Source organism: Nonomuraea sp. NPDC050227 (assembly GCF_044459705.1).
GTDB lineage: Bacteria > Actinomycetota > Actinomycetes > Streptosporangiales > Streptosporangiaceae > Nonomuraea.
Genome location: NZ_JBITJF010000002.1, coordinates 531,551 through 555,678 on the forward strand (window position 1 = coordinate 531,551; position 24,128 = coordinate 555,678).

The 24,128-nt window shown below is 72.8% G+C and carries 28 protein-coding genes and 1 pseudogene; 11 read left to right on the forward strand and 18 right to left on the reverse strand.

Going from position 1 to position 24,128, the window contains the following annotated elements:
• Nucleotides 1-36 precede the first annotated feature (36 nt).
• The 6 genes from ACIBK9_RS09650 to ACIBK9_RS09675 are packed head-to-tail and all read right to left on the reverse strand — an operon-like array spanning nucleotide 37 to nucleotide 4,884.
• Nucleotides 37-837, reverse strand: a complete 801-nt coding sequence (locus ACIBK9_RS09650) for a glycerophosphodiester phosphodiesterase (protein ID WP_358286606.1) — start codon at nucleotides 835-837, stop codon at nucleotides 37-39.
• Nucleotides 838-871: 34 nt separating this feature from the next.
• Entirely contained in the window at nucleotides 872-1,411 is a 540-nt protein-coding gene (locus ACIBK9_RS09655) for a TrmH family RNA methyltransferase (protein ID WP_352350753.1), read from the reverse strand.
• On the reverse strand, nucleotides 1,408-1,998 hold the full coding sequence (locus ACIBK9_RS09660) for a methyltransferase (RefSeq protein ID WP_352350751.1): 591 nt from the start codon (nucleotides 1,996-1,998) through the stop codon (nucleotides 1,408-1,410). Before ACIBK9_RS09660 ends, ACIBK9_RS09655 begins: the two co-directional genes overlap by 4 nt.
• An 11-nt stretch (nucleotides 1,999-2,009) precedes the next feature.
• Nucleotides 2,010-2,957: a VWA domain-containing protein gene (locus ACIBK9_RS09665; protein ID WP_387675369.1), complete on the reverse strand. Its 948-nt coding sequence runs from the start codon at nucleotides 2,955-2,957 to the stop codon at nucleotides 2,010-2,012.
• Entirely contained in the window at nucleotides 2,954-3,886 is a 933-nt protein-coding gene (locus ACIBK9_RS09670) for a DUF58 domain-containing protein (RefSeq protein ID WP_387675366.1), read from the reverse strand. Before ACIBK9_RS09670 ends, ACIBK9_RS09665 begins: the two co-directional genes overlap by 4 nt.
• Complete coding sequence (locus ACIBK9_RS09675) at nucleotides 3,883-4,884, reverse strand: AAA family ATPase (protein WP_397156642.1); 1,002 nt, start codon at nucleotides 4,882-4,884, stop codon at nucleotides 3,883-3,885. The genes ACIBK9_RS09670 and ACIBK9_RS09675 overlap by 4 nt, the downstream gene beginning before the upstream one ends.
• A 55-nt stretch (nucleotides 4,885-4,939) precedes the next feature.
• Between ACIBK9_RS09675 and ACIBK9_RS09680 the strand changes: the two genes are divergently transcribed.
• Nucleotides 4,940-5,701 (forward strand): hypothetical protein, encoded by a 762-nt coding sequence (locus ACIBK9_RS09680; RefSeq protein ID WP_358286614.1) that lies wholly within the window; start codon nucleotides 4,940-4,942, stop codon nucleotides 5,699-5,701.
• Between the two features lie 43 nt (nucleotides 5,702-5,744).
• Nucleotides 5,745-6,617: a DUF2268 domain-containing protein gene (locus ACIBK9_RS09685; RefSeq protein ID WP_397156644.1), complete on the forward strand. Its 873-nt coding sequence runs from the start codon at nucleotides 5,745-5,747 to the stop codon at nucleotides 6,615-6,617.
• Here the strand turns inward: ACIBK9_RS09685 and ACIBK9_RS09690 are convergent.
• Both ACIBK9_RS09690 and ACIBK9_RS09695 read right to left on the reverse strand, forming a co-directional pair.
• Nucleotides 6,587-7,225, reverse strand: a complete 639-nt coding sequence (locus tag ACIBK9_RS09690; protein WP_397156646.1) for a response regulator — start codon at nucleotides 7,223-7,225, stop codon at nucleotides 6,587-6,589. The genes ACIBK9_RS09685 and ACIBK9_RS09690 overlap by 31 nt on opposite strands.
• A 155-nt stretch (nucleotides 7,226-7,380) precedes the next feature.
• Nucleotides 7,381-8,712 carry a sensor histidine kinase gene (locus tag ACIBK9_RS09695; protein WP_397156648.1) on the reverse strand — a complete coding sequence of 444 codons (1,332 nt, stop codon included), beginning with the start codon at nucleotides 8,710-8,712 and terminating at the stop codon, nucleotides 7,381-7,383.
• A gap of 144 nt (nucleotides 8,713-8,856) precedes the next feature.
• Between ACIBK9_RS09695 and ACIBK9_RS09700 the strand changes: the two genes are divergently transcribed.
• Both ACIBK9_RS09700 and ACIBK9_RS09705 read left to right on the forward strand, forming a co-directional pair.
• Nucleotides 8,857-9,420 (forward strand): ClpP family protease, encoded by a 564-nt coding sequence (locus ACIBK9_RS09700; RefSeq protein WP_397156650.1) that lies wholly within the window; start codon nucleotides 8,857-8,859, stop codon nucleotides 9,418-9,420.
• Between the two features lie 2 nt (nucleotides 9,421-9,422).
• Nucleotides 9,423-10,040, forward strand: coding sequence for an ATP-dependent Clp protease proteolytic subunit (locus ACIBK9_RS09705; protein WP_364342966.1), 618 nt, complete (start codon nucleotides 9,423-9,425; stop codon nucleotides 10,038-10,040).
• 301 nt (nucleotides 10,041-10,341) lie between these two features.
• Here the strand turns inward: ACIBK9_RS09705 and ACIBK9_RS09710 are convergent, their stop codons facing one another.
• From ACIBK9_RS09710 to ACIBK9_RS09725, 4 genes are all read right to left on the reverse strand, one after another.
• Nucleotides 10,342-10,608 (reverse strand): DUF3817 domain-containing protein, encoded by a 267-nt coding sequence (locus ACIBK9_RS09710; protein WP_397156652.1) that lies wholly within the window; start codon nucleotides 10,606-10,608, stop codon nucleotides 10,342-10,344.
• A gap of 2 nt (nucleotides 10,609-10,610) precedes the next feature.
• A complete protein-coding gene (locus ACIBK9_RS09715) occupies nucleotides 10,611-11,108 on the reverse strand; it encodes a hypothetical protein (RefSeq protein ID WP_397156654.1) in 498 nt (165 codons plus the stop codon).
• A 711-nt stretch (nucleotides 11,109-11,819) separates the two neighbouring features.
• Nucleotides 11,820-13,109, reverse strand: coding sequence for a hypothetical protein (locus tag ACIBK9_RS09720; RefSeq protein ID WP_397156656.1), 1,290 nt, complete (start codon nucleotides 13,107-13,109; stop codon nucleotides 11,820-11,822).
• A gap of 280 nt (nucleotides 13,110-13,389) precedes the next feature.
• Nucleotides 13,390-13,818: a MarR family winged helix-turn-helix transcriptional regulator gene (locus tag ACIBK9_RS09725; protein ID WP_397156658.1), complete on the reverse strand. Its 429-nt coding sequence runs from the start codon at nucleotides 13,816-13,818 to the stop codon at nucleotides 13,390-13,392.
• Between the two features lie 612 nt (nucleotides 13,819-14,430).
• On the opposite strand from ACIBK9_RS09725, the gene ACIBK9_RS09730 reads away from it, so the two are divergent.
• A complete protein-coding gene (locus ACIBK9_RS09730) occupies nucleotides 14,431-15,192 on the forward strand; it encodes a sulfite exporter TauE/SafE family protein (RefSeq protein ID WP_397156660.1) in 762 nt (253 codons plus the stop codon).
• Nucleotides 15,193-15,224: 32 nt separating this feature from the next.
• Here the strand turns inward: ACIBK9_RS09730 and ACIBK9_RS09735 are convergent, their stop codons facing one another.
• The 3 genes and pseudogenes from ACIBK9_RS09735 to ACIBK9_RS09745 all read right to left on the reverse strand — a co-directional run bounded on the left by ACIBK9_RS09735 (nucleotide 15,225) and on the right by ACIBK9_RS09745 (nucleotide 17,096).
• Nucleotides 15,225-15,488 carry a hypothetical protein gene (locus tag ACIBK9_RS09735; RefSeq protein ID WP_397156661.1) on the reverse strand — a complete coding sequence of 88 codons (264 nt, stop codon included), beginning with the start codon at nucleotides 15,486-15,488 and terminating at the stop codon, nucleotides 15,225-15,227.
• Nucleotides 15,489-15,552: 64 nt separating this feature from the next.
• Nucleotides 15,553-16,347 (reverse strand): annotated as a pseudogene (locus ACIBK9_RS09740) (MFS transporter); the annotation flags it as partial.
• Nucleotides 16,344-17,096: a DeoR/GlpR family DNA-binding transcription regulator gene (locus ACIBK9_RS09745; protein ID WP_387675335.1), complete on the reverse strand. Its 753-nt coding sequence runs from the start codon at nucleotides 17,094-17,096 to the stop codon at nucleotides 16,344-16,346. The gene ACIBK9_RS09745 and the pseudogene ACIBK9_RS09740, both read right to left, overlap by 4 nt.
• 44 nt (nucleotides 17,097-17,140) lie before the next feature.
• Between ACIBK9_RS09745 and ACIBK9_RS09750 the strand changes: the two genes are divergently transcribed.
• From ACIBK9_RS09750 to ACIBK9_RS09760, 3 genes are read left to right on the forward strand one after another with little or no spacing between them, the layout of a single operon-like run.
• The gene (locus ACIBK9_RS09750) at nucleotides 17,141-18,112 is read left to right on the forward strand and encodes a helix-turn-helix transcriptional regulator (protein WP_387675333.1); all 972 of its coding nucleotides are present in this window, start codon (nucleotides 17,141-17,143) and stop codon (nucleotides 18,110-18,112) included.
• 48 nt (nucleotides 18,113-18,160) lie between these two features.
• Complete coding sequence (locus ACIBK9_RS09755; RefSeq protein WP_397156664.1) at nucleotides 18,161-18,769, forward strand: LysE family translocator; 609 nt, start codon at nucleotides 18,161-18,163, stop codon at nucleotides 18,767-18,769.
• A gap of 39 nt (nucleotides 18,770-18,808) precedes the next feature.
• Entirely contained in the window at nucleotides 18,809-19,021 is a 213-nt protein-coding gene (locus tag ACIBK9_RS09760; RefSeq protein WP_352328267.1) for a hypothetical protein, read from the forward strand.
• 13 nt (nucleotides 19,022-19,034) lie between these two features.
• Here the strand turns inward: ACIBK9_RS09760 and ACIBK9_RS09765 are convergent, their stop codons facing one another.
• The gene (locus tag ACIBK9_RS09765; protein WP_397156666.1) at nucleotides 19,035-19,460 is read right to left on the reverse strand and encodes an SRPBCC domain-containing protein; all 426 of its coding nucleotides are present in this window, start codon (nucleotides 19,458-19,460) and stop codon (nucleotides 19,035-19,037) included.
• On the reverse strand, nucleotides 19,457-19,804 hold the full coding sequence (locus ACIBK9_RS09770; protein ID WP_397157564.1) for an ArsR/SmtB family transcription factor: 348 nt from the start codon (nucleotides 19,802-19,804) through the stop codon (nucleotides 19,457-19,459). The genes ACIBK9_RS09765 and ACIBK9_RS09770 overlap by 4 nt, the downstream gene beginning before the upstream one ends.
• 65 nt (nucleotides 19,805-19,869) lie before the next feature.
• Here ACIBK9_RS09770 and ACIBK9_RS09775 point away from each other — a divergent pair, with 65 nt between their 5' ends.
• Both ACIBK9_RS09775 and ACIBK9_RS09780 read left to right on the forward strand, forming a co-directional pair.
• Complete coding sequence (locus ACIBK9_RS09775; protein ID WP_397156668.1) at nucleotides 19,870-20,211, forward strand: VOC family protein; 342 nt, start codon at nucleotides 19,870-19,872, stop codon at nucleotides 20,209-20,211.
• A 36-nt stretch (nucleotides 20,212-20,247) separates the two neighbouring features.
• The gene (locus ACIBK9_RS09780; protein WP_397156670.1) at nucleotides 20,248-20,826 is read left to right on the forward strand and encodes a CGNR zinc finger domain-containing protein; all 579 of its coding nucleotides are present in this window, start codon (nucleotides 20,248-20,250) and stop codon (nucleotides 20,824-20,826) included.
• A gap of 37 nt (nucleotides 20,827-20,863) precedes the next feature.
• On the opposite strand, the gene ACIBK9_RS09785 is transcribed toward ACIBK9_RS09780, so the two are convergent.
• Nucleotides 20,864-21,625: an SDR family NAD(P)-dependent oxidoreductase gene (locus tag ACIBK9_RS09785; protein WP_397156672.1), complete on the reverse strand. Its 762-nt coding sequence runs from the start codon at nucleotides 21,623-21,625 to the stop codon at nucleotides 20,864-20,866.
• Nucleotides 21,626-21,764: 139 nt separating this feature from the next.
• Here ACIBK9_RS09785 and ACIBK9_RS09790 point away from each other — a divergent pair, with 139 nt between their 5' ends.
• On the forward strand, nucleotides 21,765-24,062 hold the full coding sequence (locus ACIBK9_RS09790; RefSeq protein ID WP_397156674.1) for a HelD family protein: 2,298 nt from the start codon (nucleotides 21,765-21,767) through the stop codon (nucleotides 24,060-24,062).
• Nucleotides 24,063-24,128: the final 66 nt, after the last annotated feature.

Sequence of the window (24,128 nt, forward strand, 5' to 3'; positions counted from 1 at the left end):
CACCTCAGGAGAGGAAGGTGGCCGCCGCCGGGCGGGTCAGGCCGCCATGCCGCGCGGGTGCCACAGGCCCCGCCGTTCGAGGACGTCGCGCAGGCCGGTGACGTTGTCGGTCATGATGCCGTCGACGCCGAGGTCGAGCAGGTGCTCCATGCGGACGGTGTCGTTGATCGTCCACACGTGCACCTGCATGCCGATGGCGTGGGCCGTGCGGACCAGGCGGCGGGTGGTGACGCGCAGGCCGCGGAAGCCGACCGGCACCTGCGCGCACGGGATCCCGGCCCGCGACAGGCGGGCCAGCAGCCGGCCGTAGCCGGAGGTGGTGGCGGCGGCCCGCAGCGCGGCCACACCGCGCGGGCCGAGCGCCGAGCACACCTCGCGGCCCATGGCGGCCCTGGCCATGACCAGGCGCTCGTCGGAGAAGGACGTCAGGCAGACGCGGTCGTAGGCGTTGGTGCGGCGGACCACCTCGGCCAGCGGCGCGATGGCCGCCGCCTCCTTGACGTCGATGTTGAAGCGCACCTGCGGCCACGTGCCGAGCAGGTCCTCCAGCAGCGGGATCTCGTGCACGCCGGCGATGCGGGCCTGCCGGACCTCCCGGTAGGGCAGCTCGGAGATGCGGCCCCGCCGGTCGGTCACCCGGTCGAGGGTGTGGTCGTGGAAGGCCAGCAGCACGCCGTCGGCGGTGGCGTGCGCGTCGGTCTCCAGATAGTCGTAGCCGAGCCCGACCGCGCGTTCGAAGGCCGCCAGGGAGTTCTCGGCGCCCTCCAGCGCGCCGCCGCGGTGGGCGAAGGCCAGCGGCCCCGGATGGTCGAGAAAGGCGAAACGACGGCTGAGCACGACCCGGTGTCCCTTCCGATGGTGGACGGTTCGGTCACGGTTCGGGGAGATTCTCCCACTCCTGGCGGCGCGCCTCGGCCAGCGCGATGGCCGCGGCCACCGACACGTTGAACGAGCCGACCCGCCCGACCTGCGGGATGTAGCAGACGCCGTCGACGGCCTCCAGCAGGGCGGGGGAGCAGCCGTGGTCCTCGCTGCCGACCACCAGGCACACGTCGCGGCCGAGGTCGGCGCGGTGCAGCGGCACGGCCTCGCCGGTCAGCTCGATGGCCAGCACGGCGTAGCCGTCGTCCTTGGCGGCCTTGACCGCCTCGGTGGCCGGGACCGGCTCGTGCCAGGTGACCAGGCGCTCGGTGCCGAGCGCCGTCTTGCCCGCCTTGGGGTTGGTGGGCGGCGTGGCGTTGCCCGCCAGCCAGATCTGGTCGACGCCGAACGCCGCGGCGCTGCGGAAGATCGAGCCGACGTTGAACGGGCCCGTCACCGACTCCAGGATCAGCGCGAGCCGGTTGTCGGTGTTCCTGCGCCAGGTGCGGTTGAGCCGCTTGACGTCGGTGGGGCGCAGCTGCCTTCTCATCGGGCCACCTTCAATATGCGGTAGGCGGCTCGGGAGGCCTCGCGGGAGGCCTGCCAGCCCTGCTCGCCGAGCCAGCGCTGCAGGGAGTCCGAGCCGAGGTGTTTCTGGACGACCAGGTAGGCGACGCCGTCGGGCGTCAGCCGGGTGAGCCACCTGGTGAGCATCTCGTGCAGAGCCGGCTTGCCAATCCGGATGGCGGGATTGGACCAAATGGCCCGAAATTTCACGTCATCCGGCACTTCATCAACATGAACGGGTCTTACTTTGTAAAGGCCGGCGGCCTGGGCGTTCCGTCCGGTCAGCTCCAGGCTGCGCCGGTTCACGTCGACGGCCCACACCGTCGCCCCGGGCGCCCGCGAGGCCATTGTCAGCGCGATGGGCCCGTAGCCGCAGCCCAGGTCGAGCAGGTCGCCCTCCTGTGGCGGCGGCGGGACCGACTCCAGCAGCGCGCGCGTGCCGACGTCGACCCGGTCGGGTGAGAACACGCCCCGGTCGGTCTCCAGCCGCAGGTGCAGGTCGGGCAGGACCAGGTCGACCGAGCCCGGCCTGCTCGCGGTCTCGGGACGTTCGGAGAAGTAGTGGGCCACGTGGGAAAACGTTACGGGATGCGGGTGCCGAACAAGACCGCGGCGCCGGCCACCAGCAGCCCGAGCACGATCGCGGCCACGATGAACCACTGGGTGATCTCCTGGCTGACCAGCTTGAACCCCAGCGAGGTGCCGATCTGCTCGTAGACGTCGCGCAGTTCGCTGCCGGACTCGGCGGCGTAGGCCCGGCCGCTGGTGCCGTCGGAGAGCGACTGCAGGGTCTGCTTGTTGACCGGGACGTTCACCGGCCTGCCGTCGATGTCGACGGTGCCCTCCTGGGTGCCGTACGCGATGGTGGAGACCGGGACGTGGGCCTGCTGGGCGGCCTCGATGGCCTCGGTCACCGACCGGCCGGAGGTGTTGTCGCCGTCGGACAGCAGCACGATCGCGGCGGGCGGCGGGTCGGTGGCGGCCTGCTGGTCGAAGGAGCGCACCGAGTCGAGGGAGTTGAAGACGGCCTCGCCGATCGCGGTGCCGGGCCGGGTGGTCAGGTTGCCGATGGCGGTGACGACGGCCTGGTGGTCGGTGGTGGGGGAGATGACGACGTTGGCCGAGCGGGCGAAGGAGACCACGCCGACGTTGAAGCGGTCGGGCAGCTCCCTGGCGAACGCCTGGGCGGCGGCCTTGGCGGCGCTGATGCGGTTGGGCTGGACGTCGCCGGCGTCCATGGACAGGGAGACGTCCAGGGCGATCATGATGGTGGCGCGGTCGCGGGGGACGCGTACCTGGTCGGCGGGTTTGGCGGCGCCGACCACCAGGAACGACATCATGACCAGGAACAGCGCCGGAGGCACGTGCCGGCGCCAGCCCGGCCCGGCGGGGGCGACGAGGTTGAGCAGCGCCAGGTTGGTGAAGCGCACGGTGTAGCGGCGGCGGGCGAACTGCGCCACGACGTATCCGGCCACCAGCAGCGCCACCAGCACGAACAGCCACAACCAGCCGGGCGCGAGAAACGTCATACGGGTCTCCGGTGGGCGAGGTGGCTCATGCGGCGCTGGCGCAGGACGAACTGCGCCACGTCGAACACCCAGTCCCGGTCGGTCCGCAGCACCAGGTGGGCGATCCCGGCGCGGCGCAGGGCGAGCCGGGTGCCCTCACGCTGGAGGGCGGCGGCCTCCGCATATGCTTGCCGGACTTTGGGAGAAAGGTGCACTTCACGTACGTTCCCGGTCTCGGGATCGGTGAACGCCACCCGGCCGACGTCCGGCAGCTCCAGCTCGCGCGGGTCGATGACCTCCACGGCCAGCACCTGGTGGCGGGCGGCCAGCCGCCTGATCGGGCGTTCCCAGGGGCGTTCGGCGTCGGGGTCGAGCTCGGGGCGGTCGTCGAGGAAGTCGGAGACGATCAGCCGCATGCCCCTGCGGCGGCGGGTGGCCGCCAGCACGTCGATGCCCTCGGCCAGGTCGGGGGCGTCGGGCACGGCCCGGCCGCGCGGGGCGTCCATGAGGGAGTTGAGCAGCCCGTACAGGGCCGGGCGGCCGGTACGGGCGGGCATGCGGTGGATGTACTCCTCGTGCAGCACCAGCGCGCCGAACCGGTCGCCCATGCGGCTGGACAGGAAGCCGATCGCGCCGACGGCGGCCACGACCAGGTCGCGCTTGTCGGTGTCGGCGGTGCCGAAGTCCATGCTGGCCGACAGGTCGGCCAGCGCCCAGGTCTCCAGCTCGCGGTCGGCGATCAGGTCGCGGACGTGGGGGACGGTCGTGCGGGCGGTGACGGCCCAGTCCATGCGGCGCACGTCGTCCTCGCCGGGCACGTACAGGCGGCTGTCGCCGGTCTCGCTGCCGGTGCCGGGCAGCAGCCCCTGGTGGGCGCCGTGCAGCAGGCCGTCGAGCCGCCGCGTGACGGTCAGCTCCAGCCGTCGCAGCGCCTGTTCGGCGGTGTTCAACGGTTCTGGTTCCAGACGACCAGGGGCGGCGGCACGGCGTGCAGGATCTGCTTGACGACCTGCTCGGGATCGACGCCGTCGGCCAGGGCGTCGAAGGTCAGCATGAGCCGGTGGGACATGACGTCGACGGCCACGTCGCGCACGTCGTCGGGCAGCAGGTAGTCGCGGCCGCGCAGCAGGGCCAGCGCGCGCCCGGCCGAGACCAGGCCGAGGGTGGCGCGGGGGCTGACGCCGATCTCGATGGTCTCGGCCAGGTCGCCCAGCCCGTAGTCGGCGGGCGCGCGGGTGGACATGACCAGGCGCACCACGTAGTCGGCCACGAGCTGGTGCACCGAGACCTGCTCGGCGGCCTGCTGCAGGGCCAGCAACCGGGCCGGGTCGAGCACGCGGTCGGGCACGGGCGGCGTGACGCTCATGCGGTGGAGGATCTCCAGCTCCTCGTGCGCGCTGGGGTGCGGCACCCGCACGCGGAACAGGAAACGGTCGCGCTGCACCTCGGGCAGCGGGTAGACGCCCTCGGACTCGATCGGGTTCTGGGTGGCCAGCACGATGAACGGCCTGGGCAGCGGATGCGTGACGCCGGCCAGCGTGACCTGGCGCTCGGCCATCACCTCCAGCAGCGCGGACTGCACCTTGGCGGGGGCGCGGTTGATCTCGTCGGCCAGCAGGAAGTTGACGAACACCGGACCCAGCTCGACGTCGAACTTCTCGTTGGAGGGGTGGAAGACGCGGGTGCCGACGATGTCGCTCGGCACGAGGTCGGGGGTGAACTGGATCCGGGCGAACGTGCCGCCCACGACGGTGGCCAGGGTGGCGGCGGCGAGGGTCTTGGCGACTCCCGGCACACCTTCGAGCAGGCAGTGGCCGCGGGCCAGCAGGGCCACGACCAGCCGCTCGACCATGTGCTCCTGTCCCACGATGACACGCCGGACCTCGTCGAGACTTCGACGCAGCACCGCCGCGTCGTTTCCGCCTGGCAACTCTTCGGCGACGCTCATGACGCCATTCCACCAAACGCGCCGCGAACGTGCACGACGCCACGTCTGTGCTTTCATGGCAAACGTGGCAAGTCCCCTGCAGTACGGTGATCCGCCCCAGCTGGGGCGCTACGTCGTGCAGGCCCGCCTGCACACGGCTCCGGCCGGGTTCGTCTACCTGGGACAGGGACCCGACGGACGCGCGGTGTCGCTGGCCGTGCTCACCCGGGGCGCCGCTCTCGACGCGGCGGCGCGCGACCGGTTCCTGACCGCGATCAAGGAGGCGCCGGGGCGGTCCGGCGGGCGCGGGTGGCTGGGGCTCGGCCGGGCGCGCGCCTCGGTGCTCGACGGGACGCCCGAGGTGCTCGACGTGCACGACGGGCCGGCGCCGTGGGTGGCGGTGCCGTACGCGCCGGGGCAGCCGGGGGCCGAACGGTTCCTGGACCCGGTCATGGTGGGCGGGACGTTCATCGGGCAGGCGCACGGGCCGGACTTCGTGCCGTACTGGCTGACCGACCGCGCGCCCGCGCTGCCGGGTCCGCTGGCGCGGCGGCTGCCGCTGACCGAGACGCGGCGGCGGGTGCTGCTGGCCGCGCTGGCCCTGGCGCTGCTGCTGGTGCTGGTCACGACGATCCTGCTGTTGCTGCTGTTCGGCAGGCGCGACAGCGAGCCGATGCCCCGGCAGCTCCCGCCGACGGTGTTCGTGCCCACGCCGCCGCCCACGCCCGCCACGCCGGTGCCGGAGCCCTCGCCGTCGCAGTCGCCGTCGCCGACGCGCACCGGTCCCGGCACGCCGGGGCAGTCGCCGGGCGACGAGCTCGGCGAGTCGCCGCTTTAATGCGTTTGAGCCTCACGTTACGTGAGGCCTTAGCGTCCGCGGCATGGAGTTCATCGTTCACGACACGCTCACGGCCATGGCGGACCTGCTCGCCCGGCCGCTCGCCGACCGGCCCGAGGCGCTGCGGGAGATGCTGGCGCCGATCCGGCCGGCGATCCCGGTGCCCGGCGACATCGTCGACATCCACCACCAGGGCGGCGGCTTCCGCGTCGACGCCGAGGACGCCCGTTACCTGCCCGCCGTCCGGGCCATGATCGAGGCCGACGTGCTCGGCCAGGTGCGCAGGGAGCTGGAGCGCGCCTCCCACGCGCTGAAGGCGGCCAGGCAGGCCTCCTCGCTGCAGGTGATGTTCGTGCTCGGCGACCCCGACGACGAGCACCTGATGAAGATCAGCGGCGGCTACTACGGGATGGGCGGCTCGCCCGGCTGGCTGTACCTGCTGGGCTGGCCGTCGGAGGAGGTCATCGGCCGGATCGCGCACTGCGCGGTGCACGAGTTCCACCACAACGTGCGCTACAGCAACGTCGAGTGGGACCCGCGGAAGGTCACCGTGGGCGAGCACGTGGTGGCCGAGGGGCTGGCCGAGGCGTTCGTCCGGGAGCTGTCCGGCCCGGAGGCCATGGGGCCCTGGTCGCGGATGGTGACGGGGGAGGAGCTGGAACGCGCCCACGAGCTGATCATGGACGCGTTCGACCTGGAGGGCATGGGGAACACCCCGGCGTACGTGCTGGGCGACAGCGCCATGCGGCGCTTCGGCCAGGAGCCCCGCGGCATCCCCGACATGGCGGGTTACGCGGTGGGGCTGCGGCTGGTGGACCGCGCCCTGGCCGCGAAGGGCCTGAGCGCCGCCGAGGCCACCCTGCTGCCGGCCGCGCAACTGCTCGATCAGCTGGGGGAGACGAACCCGGACTCGTAGGCGGCGATCACGGCCTGGGTGCGGTCGCGCGCGCCCAGCTTGGCCAGGACGTTGCCGACGTGCGTCTTGACGGTCTCCTGGCTGACGACCAGCTCGGCGGCGATCTCGGTGTTGGACATGCCCCTGGTCATCAGCCGCAGCACGTCGCCCTCGCGGCCGGTGAGCCGGTCGATGCCCGGCACGTGGGCGCGCGGGCGGCGGCCCGCAAGGGTGCGGATCGCGGCCGGGAACAGCAGCGACTCCCCGGCCGCCACCAGTTTGATCGCCTGGATCAGGTCGTCCGGTCTGGTGCGTTTGAGCAGGAAGCCGCTCGCTCCGGCGCGCAGGGCGTCGTAGACGTGGTCGTCGTTCTCGAACGTGGTCACGACCAGGACCCTGGGCGGGTCGTCGAGCGTCACGAGGCGGCGGGTGGCCTGGATGCCGTCCATGGCGGGCATGCGGACGTCCATCAGGACGACGTTGGGGCGCTCGCGGCGGACGACCGGCAGGACCGCGGCGCCGTCCCCGGCCTCGCCGACCACGCGCAGGCCGGGCTCGGCGTCGATGATGACGCGCAGCCCGGCGCGGATGAGGTCCTCGTCGTCGGCGATCACGACCTTGAGTGTCATGCCCCTGACCGTAGCGGCACCTGGGTGGGGAGGGCTCGGGGGTGTCCTGGGCTGACGGCGGCGGGGCCTGTCCCGGGGGCGAGCTGCCTGGATGGGATCACCGGGGGCCTGTCTTGGGAGGGAGCTGCCTGGAGGGGATCAGCCGGGTGCGGGGGTCAGGGGCCCGGGCGCAGGGGGAGGCGGACCGAGACCGTCCAGCCGTCCTCGTCAGGGCCGGCGCGCAGGTCGCCGCGGAGCAGGCGCACCCGTTCGCGCATGCCGTCAACGCCCCGGCCGCCGCCCCGCCTGCGCCTCCCGCCGTGCCTCTCACCGTGCCTCCCGCCGGCGTTGCTGACCTCCAGCCGCAGGTCGTCGCCCTGGACGGCGGCGGCCAGCCGGACCGTGCCGCCGCCGTGCCGGATCGCGTTGGTCAGCGCCTCCTGCAGGATGCGGTACGCCTCCCTGGAGACGACGGCGGGCACGCCGGACAGGTCGCCCACGTCCTGCCGCACCTCGGCGCCGGAGCCCGCCACCAGCGCCGCGAGGTCGGCCAACGTCGCCTGCGGCGCCCGCCACCCGTCCTCGCCGCCCTCCCGGTGGCCCTCGCGGCGCCCCTCCCGCCTGTCTTCGCCTGCATCGTCGCGTCCGTCCATGTGTGCCTCCTCGCGTCCGTCCGCGCGTCCGTCCGCGCGTGCGTCCTCGCGTGCGTCCTCGCGCAGGACGCCGAGCACGTGGTCGAGGTCCTCCAGCGCGGCGCGGGCCGACTGCTCGATGGCCGCCAGCGCGGTCCTGGCGGTGGCCGGGTCGCGGTCGAGGACGCGTCCGGCCGCGGCGGCCTGCAGGGTGACGACGCTGAGCGCGTGCCCGACCGAGTCGTGCAGCTCGCGGGCCAGCCGGTTGCGTTCGGCCAGCGTACGGGCGTGATCCTCGGCGGCGGCCAGCCGCTCGGCGGGGGTGGGGCCGAGCAGCGGGGGAGCCAGGGCGGCCAGCACCGCGCCCGCGCCCGCCGCGCCCGCCACCAGCAGCGCCAGCGCCCCCACGCCCGCCGCCGCCCACAGCACGGACGGCCACCCCGGCTCGGCCGTGAGGCCCAGCACCGGCATCGGCTCCCCGATGAACGGCAGCGCCATCGTGAACATCGTGAACGGCACCACCGCCAGCGTGAACCCGCTCACCACGCCGCCCACCGCCAGATGCAGCGTGAACCACGCGGCGGTGCGCCGCCGCTCCTGCCACGACCGGCGGGCCTGCCGCGGCGGGGTCTCCACGCGGGCCCCGAGCAGCCCCTGGGCGGCGTTCACCTCCAGCGCGCGCACCGGCAGGAACAGCCCGGTCACCGCCACCACCGGCAGCACCGCGACGAACACCCCGACCTGGATCGGCATCAGCAGGTCGGGCGACACGCCGCGCCACAACCCGGCGACCAGCACCCCGGCCATCATGTACGGCATCAGCAGCGCCCCGCCCAGGATGAGGCACGCCCAACGGCGGGGGAGGTTCCTTCTCACATCCGGGATTGTATGTCGATACTTTTTCGCGCTGGGAGTAATGCGCCTTGAGTGAAATGCGCCCCCAGCGAAAATAGGCCGGAATTCACCGCCGCCGGGTCTAGCGTTTTTCGCAGAATTAGTTTCGGCAGAAAGGCGACGTCAATGACGGATACCCAGCGCGCGGCCTGGCCTGACCAGCTCAGTCAGCGCCTGCTGAAGGAACGCATCGTGGTGCTCGGCCAGGAGGTCGACGACGAGATTTGCAACCGGCTCTGCGGTGAGCTGCTTTTGCTGGCAGCCGAAGACCCCAATCGGGACATAACGCTCTACATCAATTCGCCGGGCGGCTCCGTGACGGCCGGCATGGCGCTCTACGACATGATGCAGTTCGTCCCGTGCGACGTGGCGACGGTGGCTATGGGCTTCGCCGCCTCCATGGGCCAGCTGCTGCTGACCGCCGGTGCGCCGGGCAAGCGTTACGCCCTGCCCAACGCCCGCATCGTCATGCACCAGCCGCTGGGCGGCATCGGCGGCTCGGCCAGCGACATCCAGATCCAGGCCGACAACATGCTCTACACCAAGCGCAGGATGGCCGAGATCATCGCCCACCACACCGGCCAGCCGCTCGAGCGCATCCAGGCCGACTCCGACCGCGACCGGTGGTTCACCGCCCAGCAGGCGCTGGAGTACGGGTTCGTGGACCACATCGCCGAAGGGATGAACTGACCATGAGCGGTCGCTACGTGCTGCCCTCGTTCACCGAGCGCACCTCCTACGGGGTGCGGGAGATGAACCCGTACAACAAGCTGTTCGAGGACCGGGTGGTGTTCATCGGCGCCCCGATCGACGACACGGTGGCCAACGACGTCATGGCCCAGCTCCTCACGCTGGAGTCGCTCGATCCCGACCAGGACATCAACATGTACATCAACTCGCCGGGCGGGTCGTTCACGGCGATGACGGCCATCTACGACACGATGCAGTTCGTCCGGCCGGAGATCCACACGGTCTGCATCGGGGAGGCGTCCTCGGCGGCGGCCGTCCTGCTCGCGGCGGGCACGCCGGGCAAGCGGGCGGCCCTGCCGCACGCACGCGTCCTGCTCCACCAGCCGGCCACGGAGGGCGGCCGGGGGCAGTCGAGCGACCTGGAGATCCACGCCCGGGAGATCGTACGGATGCGTGACCAGCAGGAGGAGATCCTGGCCCGGCACACTGGGCGCGGGGTGCTGGAGATCAGGAAGGACATCGAGCGCGACCGCATCTTCACCGCCGAGCAGGCGCGCAGCTACCGGCTGATCGACGACATCTACGCCTCCAGGAAACGCACCCTGGCCGCCGCCCACTGACCTGCCCGCCCAAACCTGGCCCTGGCCCAGGCTCGCTGGTCCCCCTGGGCTCGCTGGTCTCGTCGGGGCCCTGCGGGTGGCTGTCTGGGCTCGTGCGGGCTGGCCTGTCGCTGGTCTCCCCGGGTCTCTGCGGGCTGGGTCGCCTGTGCCTCGTGCCCCCTGGTTAGCCTGTGCCTCCTGCGGGCTGGTCTGCCCGGGACCCTTTGGGTCACCCGGCCGTGGTCCTGCCTGGACCGCGGTATCGGCGTCCTGCTTGGGGCCCGGCCTGCTGGCCTCCTTGGGGCCCTACCCGAGCCCGGGATCATCCCTCCCGGTCATCCGGTACGGCGCGCAGGCGTCGCAGGGCCAGCAGCCCGCCGACCCCGGGGACGAACGCGCTCCAGCGCGCCCCGGGTGTGCTTTGCGCCCTGGGTGTCATGGCCGCCGTGGCGATGACGATGAGGTAGGCCATGCCGTGCAGCGGGCCGGCGTAGGTCGTGATCGCCTTGGCGTGCACGGTGAGCAGGTTGGTCAGCAGAACCGCCAGCGTGACGGCCTCGGCGGCGGCGGCGATGCGCAGGGTCAGCACGCTCAGGCTCCCGTCTGCTCGCCCGGACGGACGATCATGAGCACGACGACGGCCGCCCACAGCAGGTTGTAGACGCCGGTGAGCATCGTCAGCGTACGGAGTCGGCGGCCGTCGTCGGGGGCGTCGAGGGCCTGGCGCTGGCGGGGGTGGATCTGGGTGGCCAGCAGGGCGCCCGCGACGGCGGTGAGGATCATCGCCACGATGATCCAGGTCTGCCCCATCCGTCCCTGCACACTGGCCAGAACAATCCCGGCCAACGGCACGATCAACCCGAACACGGCGTAACCACCGGTGATGCGGTGCAGCACAGCGGCTACGGCGGCACTGCGCTCCGCGCCGGCAGCTCTGGCAGGGTCGACGGCCGTGGCAGAGCCGGTGGTGGTGATGGGCGTCGTGGATGCGACGGGGGCGTAACGGGGGAACAAGCTCGACGCGACTGCCGAACCGCCGACGAACACGATCCCCGCCAGCACATGGATGGACAACAGGACATGATTCATGGATCGCCTCCAACCTTCAGGGTGACTGAAGCCTAGCGAAACCTTCAGCTACTCTGAAAGCCGGCCTGCCATACTGGACTCCGGAGCGTTCGGCCGCGTTGCGCTGCTCGTGGAACTAGGGATCGCGGGCGACGGGGCGCGGAGGAGGCGCCAAGGGTGCCGAGGGTTCATCAACCGGATCCAACCGTGGCGTGGGGCGGCCTTCCGCTACGACAACGCCCAACAGCTTCGGGCCGACTCGCACCCACGCAGGGCTGTCTCGGCTGAGGATTCGAACTGTGTGCAGGTTCTAAGAGCTGTTGAAGTTCGGATCCAGGTAAGGGGCGAGAACAGGATGGCCCTGGTCCAACTCGGTGCGCAGGCGTTCGACGTCGGCACGGGTCTGGACGGCGACGCTCTCAGCGGCAGTGACGGCTTCTGCCCGTCGAAAGTGAGGGTGGGTTGTTCTGGGGGGTGGAGGTTGAGGTTTGTTTCGTGGTTGGACGGCGTGTGCATGCCCCGGGTTTCCCTGCCCTTACCGGTGAGAAGCTCGGTCAGCTGCGGCTCGCTGTCTCTCAGCTTCGCGATCTCCGCCACCTGCTCGCTGATTGCCGCCCCGAAGGCCGGGGCGGCGGCCGCGTGGGCGTCAATCTTGGGGTCTGTATTCCGGCCTTGGCACGCGAAGGAAGGGGGTCGCAGGCCACGCCTGGACCCCCTTGGGACGTGGGACAGTTACCAGGGTCGTGGTTTGTGTGGTGATTTGTGGAAGACCTTCACGATGGTGCTGTCGGTGCAGTTCATGAGGGCCTCAGACGATCTGCAGTGCCAGGAGACCATGTTGCGCAGGAAACCGGGCGCGCGGGCGATCACCGTGTAGGTGATCGTGGCGGTCTGGCCTGGGGTCAGATCGCCGGTCCAGACCAGGGTGTCGCCGGAGCGCTGGACGGTTCCCGTCGTGGCCCGGATCGGTCCCGTGAGTGAGCCGTTGTCGAGCACATCGGTCAGGTCGTCGGTGACGGTGGCGCCGAGGAAGGTCCTGTCGCAGGTGTTGGTGACGCGGATGCGATAGTGCACCTGGTCGCCGACGGAGACCTTGGTCCGGTCGGCGACCTTGTCCACCTTCAGCTTCTCCTTGGGACACGGCTCCGGCGTGGGCGGAACGCCGCACGACTCGGTGTCGTAGGAGAGGGTGACCTCGCCGTTGCCCTCGCGGACGCCGGTGGTGTAGGTGGCTCCGGCGGGGCCGAGGCTCGACCCTCCGCCACCGCCGCCGCCGTACAGGGTGCTGGCGGAGGAGGAGCCGCCGGCGCCGCCGCCCTGTGCGCCGCCGCCACCGCCGCCGCCCGAGCCCATGTGCGGGTCGGCGAGGTTGACGGCGCCGTCCCCGCCGGTGCGTCCTTGAGCGTCGCCGCCGGGAAGACCGGGAAGGTCGAAGTCGGCCACGGGCTGCCCGCCGGGGCCGCCTGCGCCGCCGTTGCCGCCCGAGGAGCCGCCTGCGCCGGCGCCAGGCTGGTTCGGAGTGGCGCCGTTGGTGCCGTTCTGGCCGCCGTCGCCGCCTTGCCCCTCCGTCCCACCGGCGAAGCTGCCGGCGCCGCCGCCACCGCCGCCGGCGATGATGAGCGGCTGGGCGCCGAGGGTGATCGTCGTCGCGCCGCCTCCGCCACCGCCGTTGGTGCCGTTGCCGGGTCTGAGGTCCTCCTGGAAGCCGCCGGGCCGGCCGCCTCCGCCGTAGCCTCCCGCCGCAGGCTCGCCAGTGTCGAGGTTCCCGCCCGTGCCCGCGCCGCCGACGTCGATCGTCAGCTCGTCTCCTGGATTCACCCGTACGGTGCCGCTGACCTCACCGCCTCGCCCGCCGGGAGATCCGTAGACGGCGGTGCCGCCCGCGGCGCCGAAGGCGTCCACGATCAGCTCGCACACTCCTTCGGGGACTGTGAAGGTCTGCGGAGCTCCGGTGTAGCCGAATGTCTGGCTCCCTTGCGCCGCCTGCGCGACGGTCGGCACGAGGGCCAGTGTCGTGGTCATCGTGGCTGCCGTTACACAAGACAGCCACTTAGAGTTAGCGAATATCACGGTTAGTAACTTTAAGTTGCGCCCGGTCACGATCTATCCGGCTGGAGGCAACGAGCTGCTCTGTGTCGTCACCTCAAGCAGGCCTTGCCACGGTCGCCGACCACGTGCTCACCGCTGCGTGGGTCCGGCGCGGGCGCGGCCAGTCGTGCCGTACGACATGGCCTTGCTCGGCAGGACCATGCCCGGTCGTCCTGAACGATCTCGGCCCGCCCGGGGCCATGGGGCCGAGGGGTCAGGGGGCGGGAAAGGCGGTGCGGATCGCTTCGCCCACCTGTTGCTGGACGGGGTCGGCGTCGGGGCCGAAGAGGCGTTCGTCGACCTTGGTGATGGCCTGGGCGGCCTCCCGCAGGAGGCGTTGCCCCTCGGGGGTGAGCTCGATGGTCGAGGCCGACCCCGCCCGCGCCGTACGGTCGCGCACCAGCCCCGTCTGGACGAGCCCCTTGACCGCCGTGTGCACGCTCTGCACCGAGATGCCCGACATGCGGGCCAGGTCGCTGAAGGACGCGCCGGGCACCCCGGCGATGTGTCCCAGCAGCCCCAGGCGGCTGATCGTCAGCTCAAGCGGCGCCAGCTCGGCGGAGAGCTCCGTCTCGACCCGCCGCGCCAGCGTGAGCACCACGATGGAGGTGCTCGACACGGGCGGTCCGTTCTCGATCGTCACCGGTCCAGTCTCGCCTACCCGGCCGGGACGGCGCCCGCCGGTCACCCGCGCGGCGGGTAGACGGTGTGCAGGAGGTCGCGCAGGAAGGCGTCGAGGCCGTAGTCGGCCAGCGTCTCGGCCGGTTGGGTGAGCAGGTAGTCAGGGCCGTGTCGAGGCACATCGTGACCGTCGCGGCGGTACGCCGGGTCGCCGACAGGCCCGCCGCCTCGTGGGCGCGCAGGCGCAGGGCCAGGTTGGCGCGGGTGGCGAAGCAGTTCTTGGCCGTGCCTTCCGGCAGGCACGGCCGCGGGTCGATCGCCCGGTGGGGCAGGCCCCTGCCGCCCTCCTTGGCCGGCAGCTCGATCGCGGCGTCGCGCAGCTGGCGCGCCGGTTCCGGTTCTCCGCCATGGCCTCCGTCCTCGCTGCCTGACCGCAGCACCGGAGCAGGCGAGGGGCCGGGGGTGGGGGACTGGGCTGAGGGCCGGAGGGACCGAGGTGAGGGGCCGGGGTGGGGGACTGGGCTGAGGGCCGGGGGGCCGAGGTGACAGGCCGGGGTTGGGGGTGGCCTGCGGTGGGTGGTTGGAGGGGGGCTGTAGTGTTCTGGGCGTTTCCTGGGGGAGTAGGGGGGGCGGCGTGCCGCTGGAGCAGGTTGTGGTGTTGCTGGCGGCCGCGGCAGGCGCCGGATGGGTCGACGCCGTCGTGGGCGGCGGCGGGCTGGTGCAGCTGCCGGCGTTGCTGATGACCGGCATGCCGCCCGTCCAGGCCATGGCGACCAACAAGTTCTCCTCGGTGTTCGGCACGGCCTCGGCCGCCGTGGCGTACGCGCGCTCGACCAAGATCGACCGTCAGGTGGCGTTACCGGGTGCGGCGCTGGCCGTGGTGAGCGCCGGGCTGGGCGCGTGGGCGGCGGCGGCGATCTCGGCCGACGTTCTGCGCCCGGTCGTGATGGTGGTGCTGCTCGGCGTGGCGGCGTTCGTCACGTTGCGCCCTTCGATGGGCGCCCTGCCGCAGCCGCACCTGCGGACCGACGGCCGGGTGGTGGCGGCGGTGGTCGCGGCGGGCGTGGGCATCGCCTTCTACGACGGCATCATGGGGCCGGGCACCGGCACGTTCCTCATCATCGCCTTCACCACCATCCTCGGCCTGGACTTCGTCGCCGCCTCCGCCTCGGCGAAGATCATCAACGTGGGCACCAACCTCGGGGCGCTGGCGGTGTTCGGGCTGCAGGGCCACGTGCAGTGGGCGCTCGGGCTCGGCATGGCGCTGTGCAACGTGGCCGGCGCCCAGCTCGGCGCCAGGATGGCGATCAGGCGCGGCACGGCGTTCGTCCGGGTCGTGCTGTTGTGCGTGGTGGTGGCGATGGTGATCAGGCTCGGCTGGCAGCAGTTCGGCTGATCCCCGGCACGCCGCCGCCCGCGATCGGATGCCTAAGACCGCAGGGCGGGGGCCGTCAGGGCGACGAAGGCCGCCATCAGCGCCGGTACGGCCAGCGCCCGCGGCAACCCGGCGAGCTGGGCCACCGCCCCGATGATCACCGGCCCCGACAGGAACCCCAGGTACCCCACGGACGCCACCCGCGCCAGCGCCCGCCCGGCGAAGGCCGGATCCCGATGCCCGGCGGCCGAGAACACCTGCGGCACGATGCATGACAACCCCGCCCCGAAGCAGCCGAACCCCACCACCCCGGCCACCGGCCCCCCCGCCGAGCAGCGCCAGCCCGAGCCCCGCCGCCGCCAGCAGCCCGCAGCACCGCACCAGCGCCACCGGCCCGAACCGGGCGGCCAGCCGGTCGCCCGCCAGCCGCCCCGCGGTCATCGCGATCGAGAACGCGGCGTACCCGGCGGCGGCGAACCCCGCCGAGGAGGCCAGGTTCTCGCGCAGGTAGACCGAGCTCCAATCGGCCGCCGCCCCCTCGCCCACCAGGCAGCAGAAGGCCAGCACGCCGAGGAACAGGATGCCCTTGGGGCGTCCGGACCCCGAGCCGCCGGCCGGCAGGGGAGCGGGCGTCGAGCGCAGCGCCCACCGCCAGGCCCACACCGCCAGCACGGCGATCACCGCCCCCACGCACCCGAACGTCACCGACGGCGGCAGCCCGGCCTGCGCGAACAGCCCGCCCGTGGTGGCCCCGGCGAACCCGCCGACGCTGTAGACGGCGTGGAAGGACGACATCACCGGCCGCCCGAAGGCACGTTCCACCTCGACGGCGTTGGCGTTCATGGACACGTCCAGGACGCCGTGGACGACCCCGAAGACCAGCAGCGCGGCGGCCAGCGCGCCCAGGCCGGGGGCGAAGGCGGGCGGCACCAGCACCACGCCCTGCGACAGGGCCGCCGGGATCATGACGCGGCTGCTGCCGTACCGGTCCACCAGGCGGCCGACGGTCGTCATGCCCGCGACGGCGCCCGCGGCGATGGCCAGCAGCGCCAGGCTGAGCCGTCCCGCGTCGAGCCCGAGGGCCTCCTTGATGGCGGGGATGCGGGCCGTCCAGGTGCCGATGGCCAGGCCGGCCAGGAAGAACAGCAGGTGGACGGCCGTCCGTTCGCGTCTCATCCGGCCTCCTTGACGTCCACCCCGGCCGCGAGGAGCGCGTCACGCTGCTCGGGCGGCACGCCCTCGTCGGTCACCACGACGTCCAGGCGGGAGATCGGGCAGACCGCGCCGAAGGCCGTACGGGAGAACTTGCCCGAGTCGCAGGCCACGATCACCCGCCGGGCGGCGGCGATGGCCGCCCGCTTGACCGCGACCTCAGGCAGGTCGTGCGCGGTCAGGCCGTGCTCGGCCGACAGGCCGCAGCAACCGATCACCGCGGTGTCGAAGCGCAGCGCCGCGATCGAGCTCTCGGCGAGCGGGCCGGTGACGTTCAGCTCGCCCTTGCGGACCTCGCCGCCGGGCAGCACCAGGCGCACCCGCGGCGCGGCGGCCAGCAGCGAGACGGCCTGCAACGCCAGCGGCAGCACGGTCAGCCGCCGCCCGGCCAGGGCGCGGGCCACCTCCAGCACGGTGGTGCCGCCGTCCAGGACGACCGCCTCCCCGTCGGCGATCAGCGCCGCGACCTGGACGCCGATGCGCCGCTTGGCCTCCACCGCCTCCCGCTCGCGCACCCCGAACGGCGGCTCCTCACCGCGCAGCAGCAGGGACAGCGCCCCGCCCCTGACCCGGCGGACCACGCCCTGCTGGGCCAGCTCGTCCAGGTCGCGGCGGATCGTCATCTCCGACACGCCGTGCCGCTCGGCGAGCTCGGTCACCGAGACGCTGTCCTGGGCGCGCAGGGCGTTCATGATGGCGGTCAAACGTTCCATCTGTTCATACAAACACCGAAATTGTGCGCAATACAATGACGAGTATGCGTGCCAGCCGCCTGCTCTCCCTCCTCCTGCTGCTGCAGACGCGGGGCCGGATGACCGCGCCCGAGCTGGCCGCCGAGCTGGAGGTGTCGATCCGCACGGTCTACCGGGACGTCGAGGCCCTGTCGGCGGCCGGCGTCCCGGTCTACGCCGACCGCGGACCGGCGGGCGGCTACCAGCTCCTGGACGGCTACCGCACCCGCCTGACCGGGCTGACGGCCGAGGAGGCGTCCTCGCTGTTCCTGGCCGGGCTGCCGGGACCGGCCGCCGAGCTGGGGCTGGCCGACGTCGCGGCGACCGCGGAGCTGAAACTGCTGGCCGCGCTGCCGCCCGAGCCGCGCTCGCACGCCTCGCGCATGCGCGAGCGTTTCCTGCTGGACGTGCCCGGCTGGTACCGCTCGGCCGACGACGTGCCGCACCTGAGCGACGTGGCCGAGGCGGTGTGGGACCAGCGGCCGCTGCACATGACCTACCGCCGGTGGGGGCAGCGGGAGGTCGACCGGGTGATCCACCCGTACGGGCTGGTGCTCAAGGGCGGCTCCTGGTACCTGGTCGCCGCCCCGCCCGAGGGCTCGCCGCGCACCTACCGGGTCTCGCGCATCCTCACCGTCGAGCAGCTCCCGGGCCGGTTCCGCAGGCCGGAGGGGTTCGAGCTGGCGGCGTTCTGGCGGGCGTACGCCAAGGAGTTCCGCGAGCGCATGTACACCGCCGAGGCCGTCATCAGGCTGGCGCCCGGCCGGGAGGACCTGCTGGCATACACGATGGGGTCCGACGTGGTCGCCGCGGCGCTGGCCGCGGCGGGCGAGCCCGACCCCGAGGGCTGGCGCACGCTCACCGTGCCGGTCGAGTCGCTCACCCACGCGCGCTGGCTGCTGCTGCGCATGGGCGCCGACGTCGAGGTGCTGGAGCCGGCCGAGCTGCGGGCGCTGATGGCCGAGGCGGTGGCCGGCCTCGGCAAGCTGTACCTCTAGCGGATAAATGGCGGGAAACGGGCGGCCGTCTCTGCCAGCATGCCCAGCATGTACCTTCTGGCTTTCGTCGGCGCGTGCTTCCTGGTGGCCATGGTCCCCGGCGTGAGCACCGCCGTCATCCTGCGTCAGACGCTCCGCTCCCGGGGCTCCGGCCTGGCCGCCGCGCTGGGCAACGAGACCGGCATCCTGCTGTGGGGGCTGGCCGCCGCGTTCGGGCTGTCGGCGCTGCTGATGGCCTCGCAGGTCGCCTACGACGTCATGCGGGTCACGGGCGCGGTCGTGCTGGTGGTGATGGGCGCGCAGGCGCTGTGGAACGCGCGCAGGGGCACCCCGCCGGTGGAGGTCGAGGCGGTGGCCGGCCTGCGCGGGTCCTACCTGTCGGGGCTCGGCACCTGCCTGGCCAATCCCAAGGCCGCGGTGTTCGCGATGTCCTTCCTGCCGCCGTTCGTGCCGGCCGGGCAGAACGTGCCGCTGACGCTGGTGACCCTCGCCGTCGTGTGGGTGCTGGTGGACACCGTCTGGTACGGCCTGCTCATCTGGACCGTCGCCAGGGCCAGGGACTTCCTCGGCCGCCCGGCCGTCAGGCGCCGCCTGGAGCAGATCTCCGGCGTCGTGCTCATCGGCCTCGGCGTCCGCCTGGTCCTGGACGCGCGATGACCCGCTGAGCGGCGGGAGATCGTGGACTACCGTTAGGGCATGACCAACGACCTGGCGTCCCTGATGAGGCAGGCGCAGGACGACGATCCGCTGCTGGCCCTGCACGCCACCACCGCGCTGCGGCGCGAGATCGAGCGCCTGGAGGCCGTCCAGGTGCGCCGGGCCAGGGTGGCGGGCCTGCCCTGGGCGCAGATCGCCGACGCGATCGGCGTCAGCAAGCAGGCCGTGCACAAGAAGTACGGCCGCCGCTGATCACGCCCGCGTATCACGCCCGGGTCCATCGGGCGGCGAACCAGTCCAGCACGATGTTCCAGGAGTAGCCGCGGCGGATGCGCCCGGCCACGTCCGGCGGCAGGGTGTCCAGGCCGCGGTGTTCGAGCAGCACCCGCGTGCCGTCCTCGACCGCGGTGAAGGCCACCTCGATCTCCATCCGGCCGCCCGGGTTGAGCAGGTCGGCCCAGACCAGGCGGCGGGGCGGCTCCCAGTGCACGATCCGGCCCAGGTCGGCGTGGCCGCCGTCGTCCCACAGCTCGCGCAGGTAGCCGTCCTGGAAGCGGATGGCCACCGCGCGGGCGGGATCGACCCAGCTGTGGCGGCCGCGCACGTACCACTGGTCGATCTCGTCGGTGAACATCCGGAACGCGGTCGCCGGATCGACCGGCACGACGACCGCCGCCCGCACCGCGCTCACCGCCCGCGCTCCACGTGGTCCTTGAACGAGCCGAGCTGCTCGGCCCAGAACGCCTGCACCTGGTCCAGCCACGCCTGCAGCGCCGCGAACGGCTCCTGGCGCAGGGTGTAGAGCCGCAGCCGGGCGTCCTCGCCGCCCGCCTCCGCCCGCACCAGGCCGCCGGCCCGCAACACGCGCAGGTGCCTGCTGAGCGCGGGGGCGCTCATCCGCACCGCCTGGGCCAGCTCGCCGGCCGGGCGCGGGCCCTCGCGCAGCAGGTCGATCACCTTGCGCCGGGTGGGGTCGGCGAGGGCGGCCAGCGTGGCGTCCAGTGTGGCGTCCAGGTCGTTAACGTCGTTGTTAATCTTTGCCTGCTTCCGTTATGGTGTTGATGCTTAACGATAACGGCAATTGTTGCGGGGAGACGTGCATGAGTGTCCAGCTGGGTTACTACACCCTGTCGGTCGAGGACCTGGAGCGCGCGGCGGCCTTCTACGGGCCGCTGTTCGGCTGGGAGTTCAGGCGCGAGCACGAGCGGTACCTGCACGTCACCAACACCGACGTGCCGATGGGCCTGCGCGCCGGCGGCCCGTCCGCGCAGCCCAACCTCTACTACCACGTCGAGGACATCGACGCCGCCGTCGAGCGGGTGCGCGAGCTCGGCGGCACGACGGGTGAGGTGTACGAGAGCAAGTCCGGTCGTGGCTGCTCCTGCACCGACGACCAGGGCACCGAGATCAGCCTGTGGCAACCCGCCCCCGGCTTCGAGTGACCCTCGCCGACCTCACTGCCTAGGTAGGCTTCGCCGGTGACGACAGACGTGTGGCGCATCACCGGCCAGTCCCAGATAGACAGTTATGTCGGTAGGTGGGTGGATCTGGCCGTGCTGCTGGTCAACGAACTGGCCGTCACCCAGGTGCGTGGTCGTCCCGCCGGGCCGCCGGCCGACCGGCGCGCCGCCCTCGACGCAGCCTTCGTCCAGCATGGATGGACGCCCAGCAGGGCGCTGACCGGCGCCGACGCCGACCGGCTGGCCGGGGTGGCCAAGGAGCTCCGGCCCGCCTTCACCGCGAGCCCCGCCGCGCCGGCCGCGCTGAACCGGGCCCTGCTGCGGCACGGCGCGGTGCCCAACCTGCACGGCGACCCGCCGGTCCTGGCCTTCCACGGGCCCGCCGCCGGCCTGGTGGACGCGTGGGCGGCCGACACGGCCACCGCGCTGGCCATGGTGATCGGCGTCGGCCAGGGGGTGCGGCTGCGCACGTGCGAGGCGGCGGCGTGCGAGCTGGTCTTCTTCGACGCCACCCGCAACGCCTCGCGCCGGTTCTGCGGCCTGTCGTGCCAGAACCGCGCCAAGGCCAGCGCCTACCGCGCCCGCCGCCGCTCCTGATCTACAACGTAAAGGCGCCGGCCCGGGTCTCCCACCATCAGTGCACGGAGAAACCGCCGTCGACGAAGAGCAGCTGGCCGGTGACGAACGCCGAGGCGTCCCCCGCCAGGAACACCGCCGCGCCCGCGAAGTCGCCGGGCACGCCGTTGCGGCCGGTCATGTGCCGGGCGGCGAGCTCCTCGACGCGGCCGGGGACGGCCTGGGCGGGCTCGGTCAGCGGGGTGAGCACGAATCCGGGGATGATCGTGTTGACGCAGACGCCGTGGGCCGACCACGCCTCGGCCTGCGAGCGGGTGAGACCGGCGACGGCGGCCTTGGCCGCGCCGTACACGCCGCTGTTGCCGAAGGCGCTGATGGACTGCTGGGAGCCGACGTTGATGATGCGGCCCCGGCCGCGGGCCGCCATGCGGGGGCCGAAATGCTGGCCGAGCAGGTACGGGGCGGTCAGGTGCACGGCGATGGTCTGCTCGTAGTCGCCGGGGGTGAGCTCGGCCATGGGCTTGCGGATGTTGTTGCCGGCGGCGTTGACCAGGATGTCGATCTCTCCGGCGGCGGCGCACAGGCGGGCCAGGTCGTCCCGGTCGTGCAGGTCGGCGCTGACGGCGGAGGTGGTGACGCCGTGGGCGCGCAGCCGCTCGGCGGCCCGGTCGAGCTCGGCGGGCCTGCGGGCGGCGAGGACGACCTCGGCTCCGGCCCGGCCGATCGCCTCGGCCATGGCCAGGCCGATGCCGGAGCTGCCGCCGGTGACGAGCGCGCGGCGGCCGTGCAGGGAGAACAGGTCGCGTAGATAGTCCGACACGACCGCTCAAGCTAGCACCAGCCGCGGGAACGCGGACGGGCGGCGTCGGTTGCCGGAACGGCGAAGGAGGGCTAGGCTCGTGAACTCGGCAATACGAGAAGCGGCTCCACAGAGCTCCCGTAAAGGAGTATAGCAGGGAATGGCTAATCGTCAAGATGGTCTCGCGGAAGCCCTTGACAGCGAGCAGCGTACGGTCCGGTGGCTGTACGCCAGGCTCGACGCGGCCAGGGAGCGGGCGCAGGCGACGCTGCGCCAGGTGTACGCCGGCGGCGGCGCGCTGGGCACCCGGCAGGCGCGGGTCGAGCGCGAGGTGACCGCCTCCGAGCAGGCGCGGCGGCTGGCCCAGCTCAACGCGGTCGAGCGCGGCCTGTGCTTCGGCCGGATCGACGACTCCGGCGGCGTCAGCACGTACGTCGGCCGGATCGGGCTGCGCGACGAGGACCACGAGTCGGTGCTGATCGACTGGCGGGCCCCGGCCGCGCGCCCGTTCTACGTGGCCACCGCCACCGACCCGGGCGGCCTGGTGCGGCGCCGCCATCTGCACCTGAAGGACCGCACGGTGGTCGGCATCGACGACGAGGTGTTCGACCTGGACGGCATGTCCGACGGCGACCGGCGCACGCTGGTGGGCGAGGCGGCGCTGCTGGCGGCGTTGCGGCGCGGCCGTACCGGCCGGATGGGCGACGTGGTGGCCACGATCCAGATCGAGCAGGACCGGGTGATCAGGGCGGGCCTGCAGGGGGCGCTGGTGGTGCAGGGCGGGCCGGGCACCGGCAAGACCGTCGCGGCGCTGCACCGGGCCGCCTACCTGCTCTACACCCACCGCGACACGCTGGAGCGGCGCGGGGTGCTGGTGGTGGGTCCCAACCCGATGTTCCTGCGCTACATCGGGCAGGTGCTGCCGGCGCTGGGGGAGACGCAGGTGGTGATGGCCACGGTGGGCGAGCTGTTCCCGGGGGTGCGGGCGGTGGCGGCCGATCCGCCGGCGGCCGCGGTGGTCAAGGGCGACCTGCGGATGGCCGAGGTGGTGGCCGCGGCGGTGGCCGACCGGCAGCGGGTGCCCGCGGGCGATCTGGAGGTGGAGCTCGACGGGCTGCGGCTGCGTGTGCCGCACGCGGTGTGCGTGCGGCTGCGCGAGCGGGCGCGGGCGGTGCGCCTGCCGCACAACATGGCCCGCAAGCTGTACGTCACCGAGCTGCTGAAGGAGCTGGCCAGGGCGGAGGCGCGGGCGCTGGAGGAGTCGCTGCGCCTGGAGGAGCTTGCGGTCGACGACCCGGAGCTGGCCGAGCCGCTGGACCTGGAGGGCGACCTGGACGAGACGGACATCGCGCTGGCGGCCGAGCGGCTGTGGGGGGAGGAGCCTGTGCGGCGCGCGGTGGCCGAGCTGTGGCCGGAGCTGACGCCGCAGGAGCTGGTCGCCGATCTGCTGTCCGCGCCGGACACGTTGTGGTCGGTGTGCCCGCCGGGCCTGGACTGGACGCCGCTGGTGCGGCCCCGCGAGTCGCCGTGGACGGTCGGCGACGTGCCGCTGCTGGACGAGGCGGCCGAGCTGCTGGGCCACGACGACTCGGCCGACCGGGTGGCGGCGCGGCGGGCGGGGGAGGAGTGGGCCGAGCAGGAGTTGTACGCGCGCGAGGTGCTGGAGACCACCGGCCTGCTGGAGGAGGGCGTCTTCGACCGGGCCGACGTGCTGGCCGAGCGGCAGGCCGACGACGGCGCGGGGCTGACGACGGCCGAGCGGGCGGCGGCCGACCGCACGTGGGCGTACGGGCACGTGATCGTGGACGAGGCGCAGGAGTTGTCGCCGATGGCCTGGCGGACGGTGGTGCGGCGGGTCCCGGCGCGGTCGCTGACCGTGGTGGGCGACCTGGCCCAGACGGGGTCGGCGGCGGGGGCGCGCTCGTGGGCGCAGGTGCTCGATCCGTACCTGGAGGGGCGCTGGCGGGAGGAGCGGCTGCTGGTCAACTACCGCACGCCGGTGGAGATCATGCGGGTGGCGGCCGACGTGCTGGCGGCGGTGGCGCCGGGGCAGGAGCCGCCGGAGTCGGTGCGGGACGGCGGCGACGAGCCGCGCGCGGTGCGGGCGGCGGTGGCCGAGCTGCCGGCGCTGGTGGCGGCGGAGCGGGCCGAGCTGGGCGCGCGGGGCGAGGGCGGCCGGTTGGGGGTCATCACGCCCGACGGGCTGCACGCGCGGGTGGCGGCCCTGTTCCCGGGGTCGGCGGACCTGGACGCGCCGGTGGTGGTGCTGACGGTGACGCAGGCCAAGGGCCTGGAGTTCGACGGGGTGGTGGTGGTCGACCCGGCGGGGATCCTGGAGCAGTCGCCGATGGGCGGCCACGACCTGTACGTGGCGGTGACGCGGGCGACGCGGCGGCTGACGGTGGCCCATGAGGGCGAGCTGCCGTCGATGTTGTCCCGCTTGAGATCTACAATGTAAAGCCGCTGGCCTGGTGGCGTTCACCCGTAATTCCCCGAAAAAGCGGCAACGATCGGGAGCGCCCCG

Bases quoted from the DNA above. Each gene is read 5' to 3' on its own strand.
- ACIBK9_RS09680 (WP_358286614.1), top strand. From the start codon at position 4,940: ATGGCAAACGTGGCAAGTCCCCTGCAGTACGGTGATCCGCCCCAGCTG.
- ACIBK9_RS09745 (WP_387675335.1), bottom strand. From the start codon at position 17,096: ATGGAACGTTTGACCGCCATCATGAACGCCCTGCGCGCCCAGGACAGC.
- ACIBK9_RS09665 (WP_387675369.1), bottom strand. From the start codon at position 2,957: ATGACGTTTCTCGCGCCCGGCTGGTTGTGGCTGTTCGTGCTGGTGGCG.
- ACIBK9_RS09690 (WP_397156646.1), bottom strand. From the start codon at position 7,225: ATGACACTCAAGGTCGTGATCGCCGACGACGAGGACCTCATCCGCGCC.
- ACIBK9_RS09720 (WP_397156656.1), bottom strand. From the start codon at position 13,109: ATGACCACGACACTGGCCCTCGTGCCGACCGTCGCGCAGGCGGCGCAA.
- ACIBK9_RS09755 (WP_397156664.1), top strand. From the start codon at position 18,161: ATGTACCTTCTGGCTTTCGTCGGCGCGTGCTTCCTGGTGGCCATGGTC.
- ACIBK9_RS09700 (WP_397156650.1), top strand. From the start codon at position 8,857: ATGACGGATACCCAGCGCGCGGCCTGGCCTGACCAGCTCAGTCAGCGC.
- ACIBK9_RS09715 (WP_397156654.1), bottom strand. From the start codon at position 11,108: ATGAATCATGTCCTGTTGTCCATCCATGTGCTGGCGGGGATCGTGTTC.
- ACIBK9_RS09750 (WP_387675333.1), top strand. From the start codon at position 17,141: ATGCGTGCCAGCCGCCTGCTCTCCCTCCTCCTGCTGCTGCAGACGCGG.
- ACIBK9_RS09790 (WP_397156674.1), top strand. From the start codon at position 21,765: ATGGCTAATCGTCAAGATGGTCTCGCGGAAGCCCTTGACAGCGAGCAG.
- ACIBK9_RS09760 (WP_352328267.1), top strand. From the start codon at position 18,809: ATGACCAACGACCTGGCGTCCCTGATGAGGCAGGCGCAGGACGACGAT.
- ACIBK9_RS09775 (WP_397156668.1), top strand. From the start codon at position 19,870: ATGAGTGTCCAGCTGGGTTACTACACCCTGTCGGTCGAGGACCTGGAG.
- ACIBK9_RS09685 (WP_397156644.1), top strand. From the start codon at position 5,745: ATGGAGTTCATCGTTCACGACACGCTCACGGCCATGGCGGACCTGCTC.
- ACIBK9_RS09675 (WP_397156642.1), bottom strand. From the start codon at position 4,884: ATGAGCGTCGCCGAAGAGTTGCCAGGCGGAAACGACGCGGCGGTGCTG.
- ACIBK9_RS09655 (WP_352350753.1), bottom strand. From the start codon at position 1,411: ATGAGAAGGCAGCTGCGCCCCACCGACGTCAAGCGGCTCAACCGCACC.
- ACIBK9_RS09705 (WP_364342966.1), top strand. From the start codon at position 9,423: ATGAGCGGTCGCTACGTGCTGCCCTCGTTCACCGAGCGCACCTCCTAC.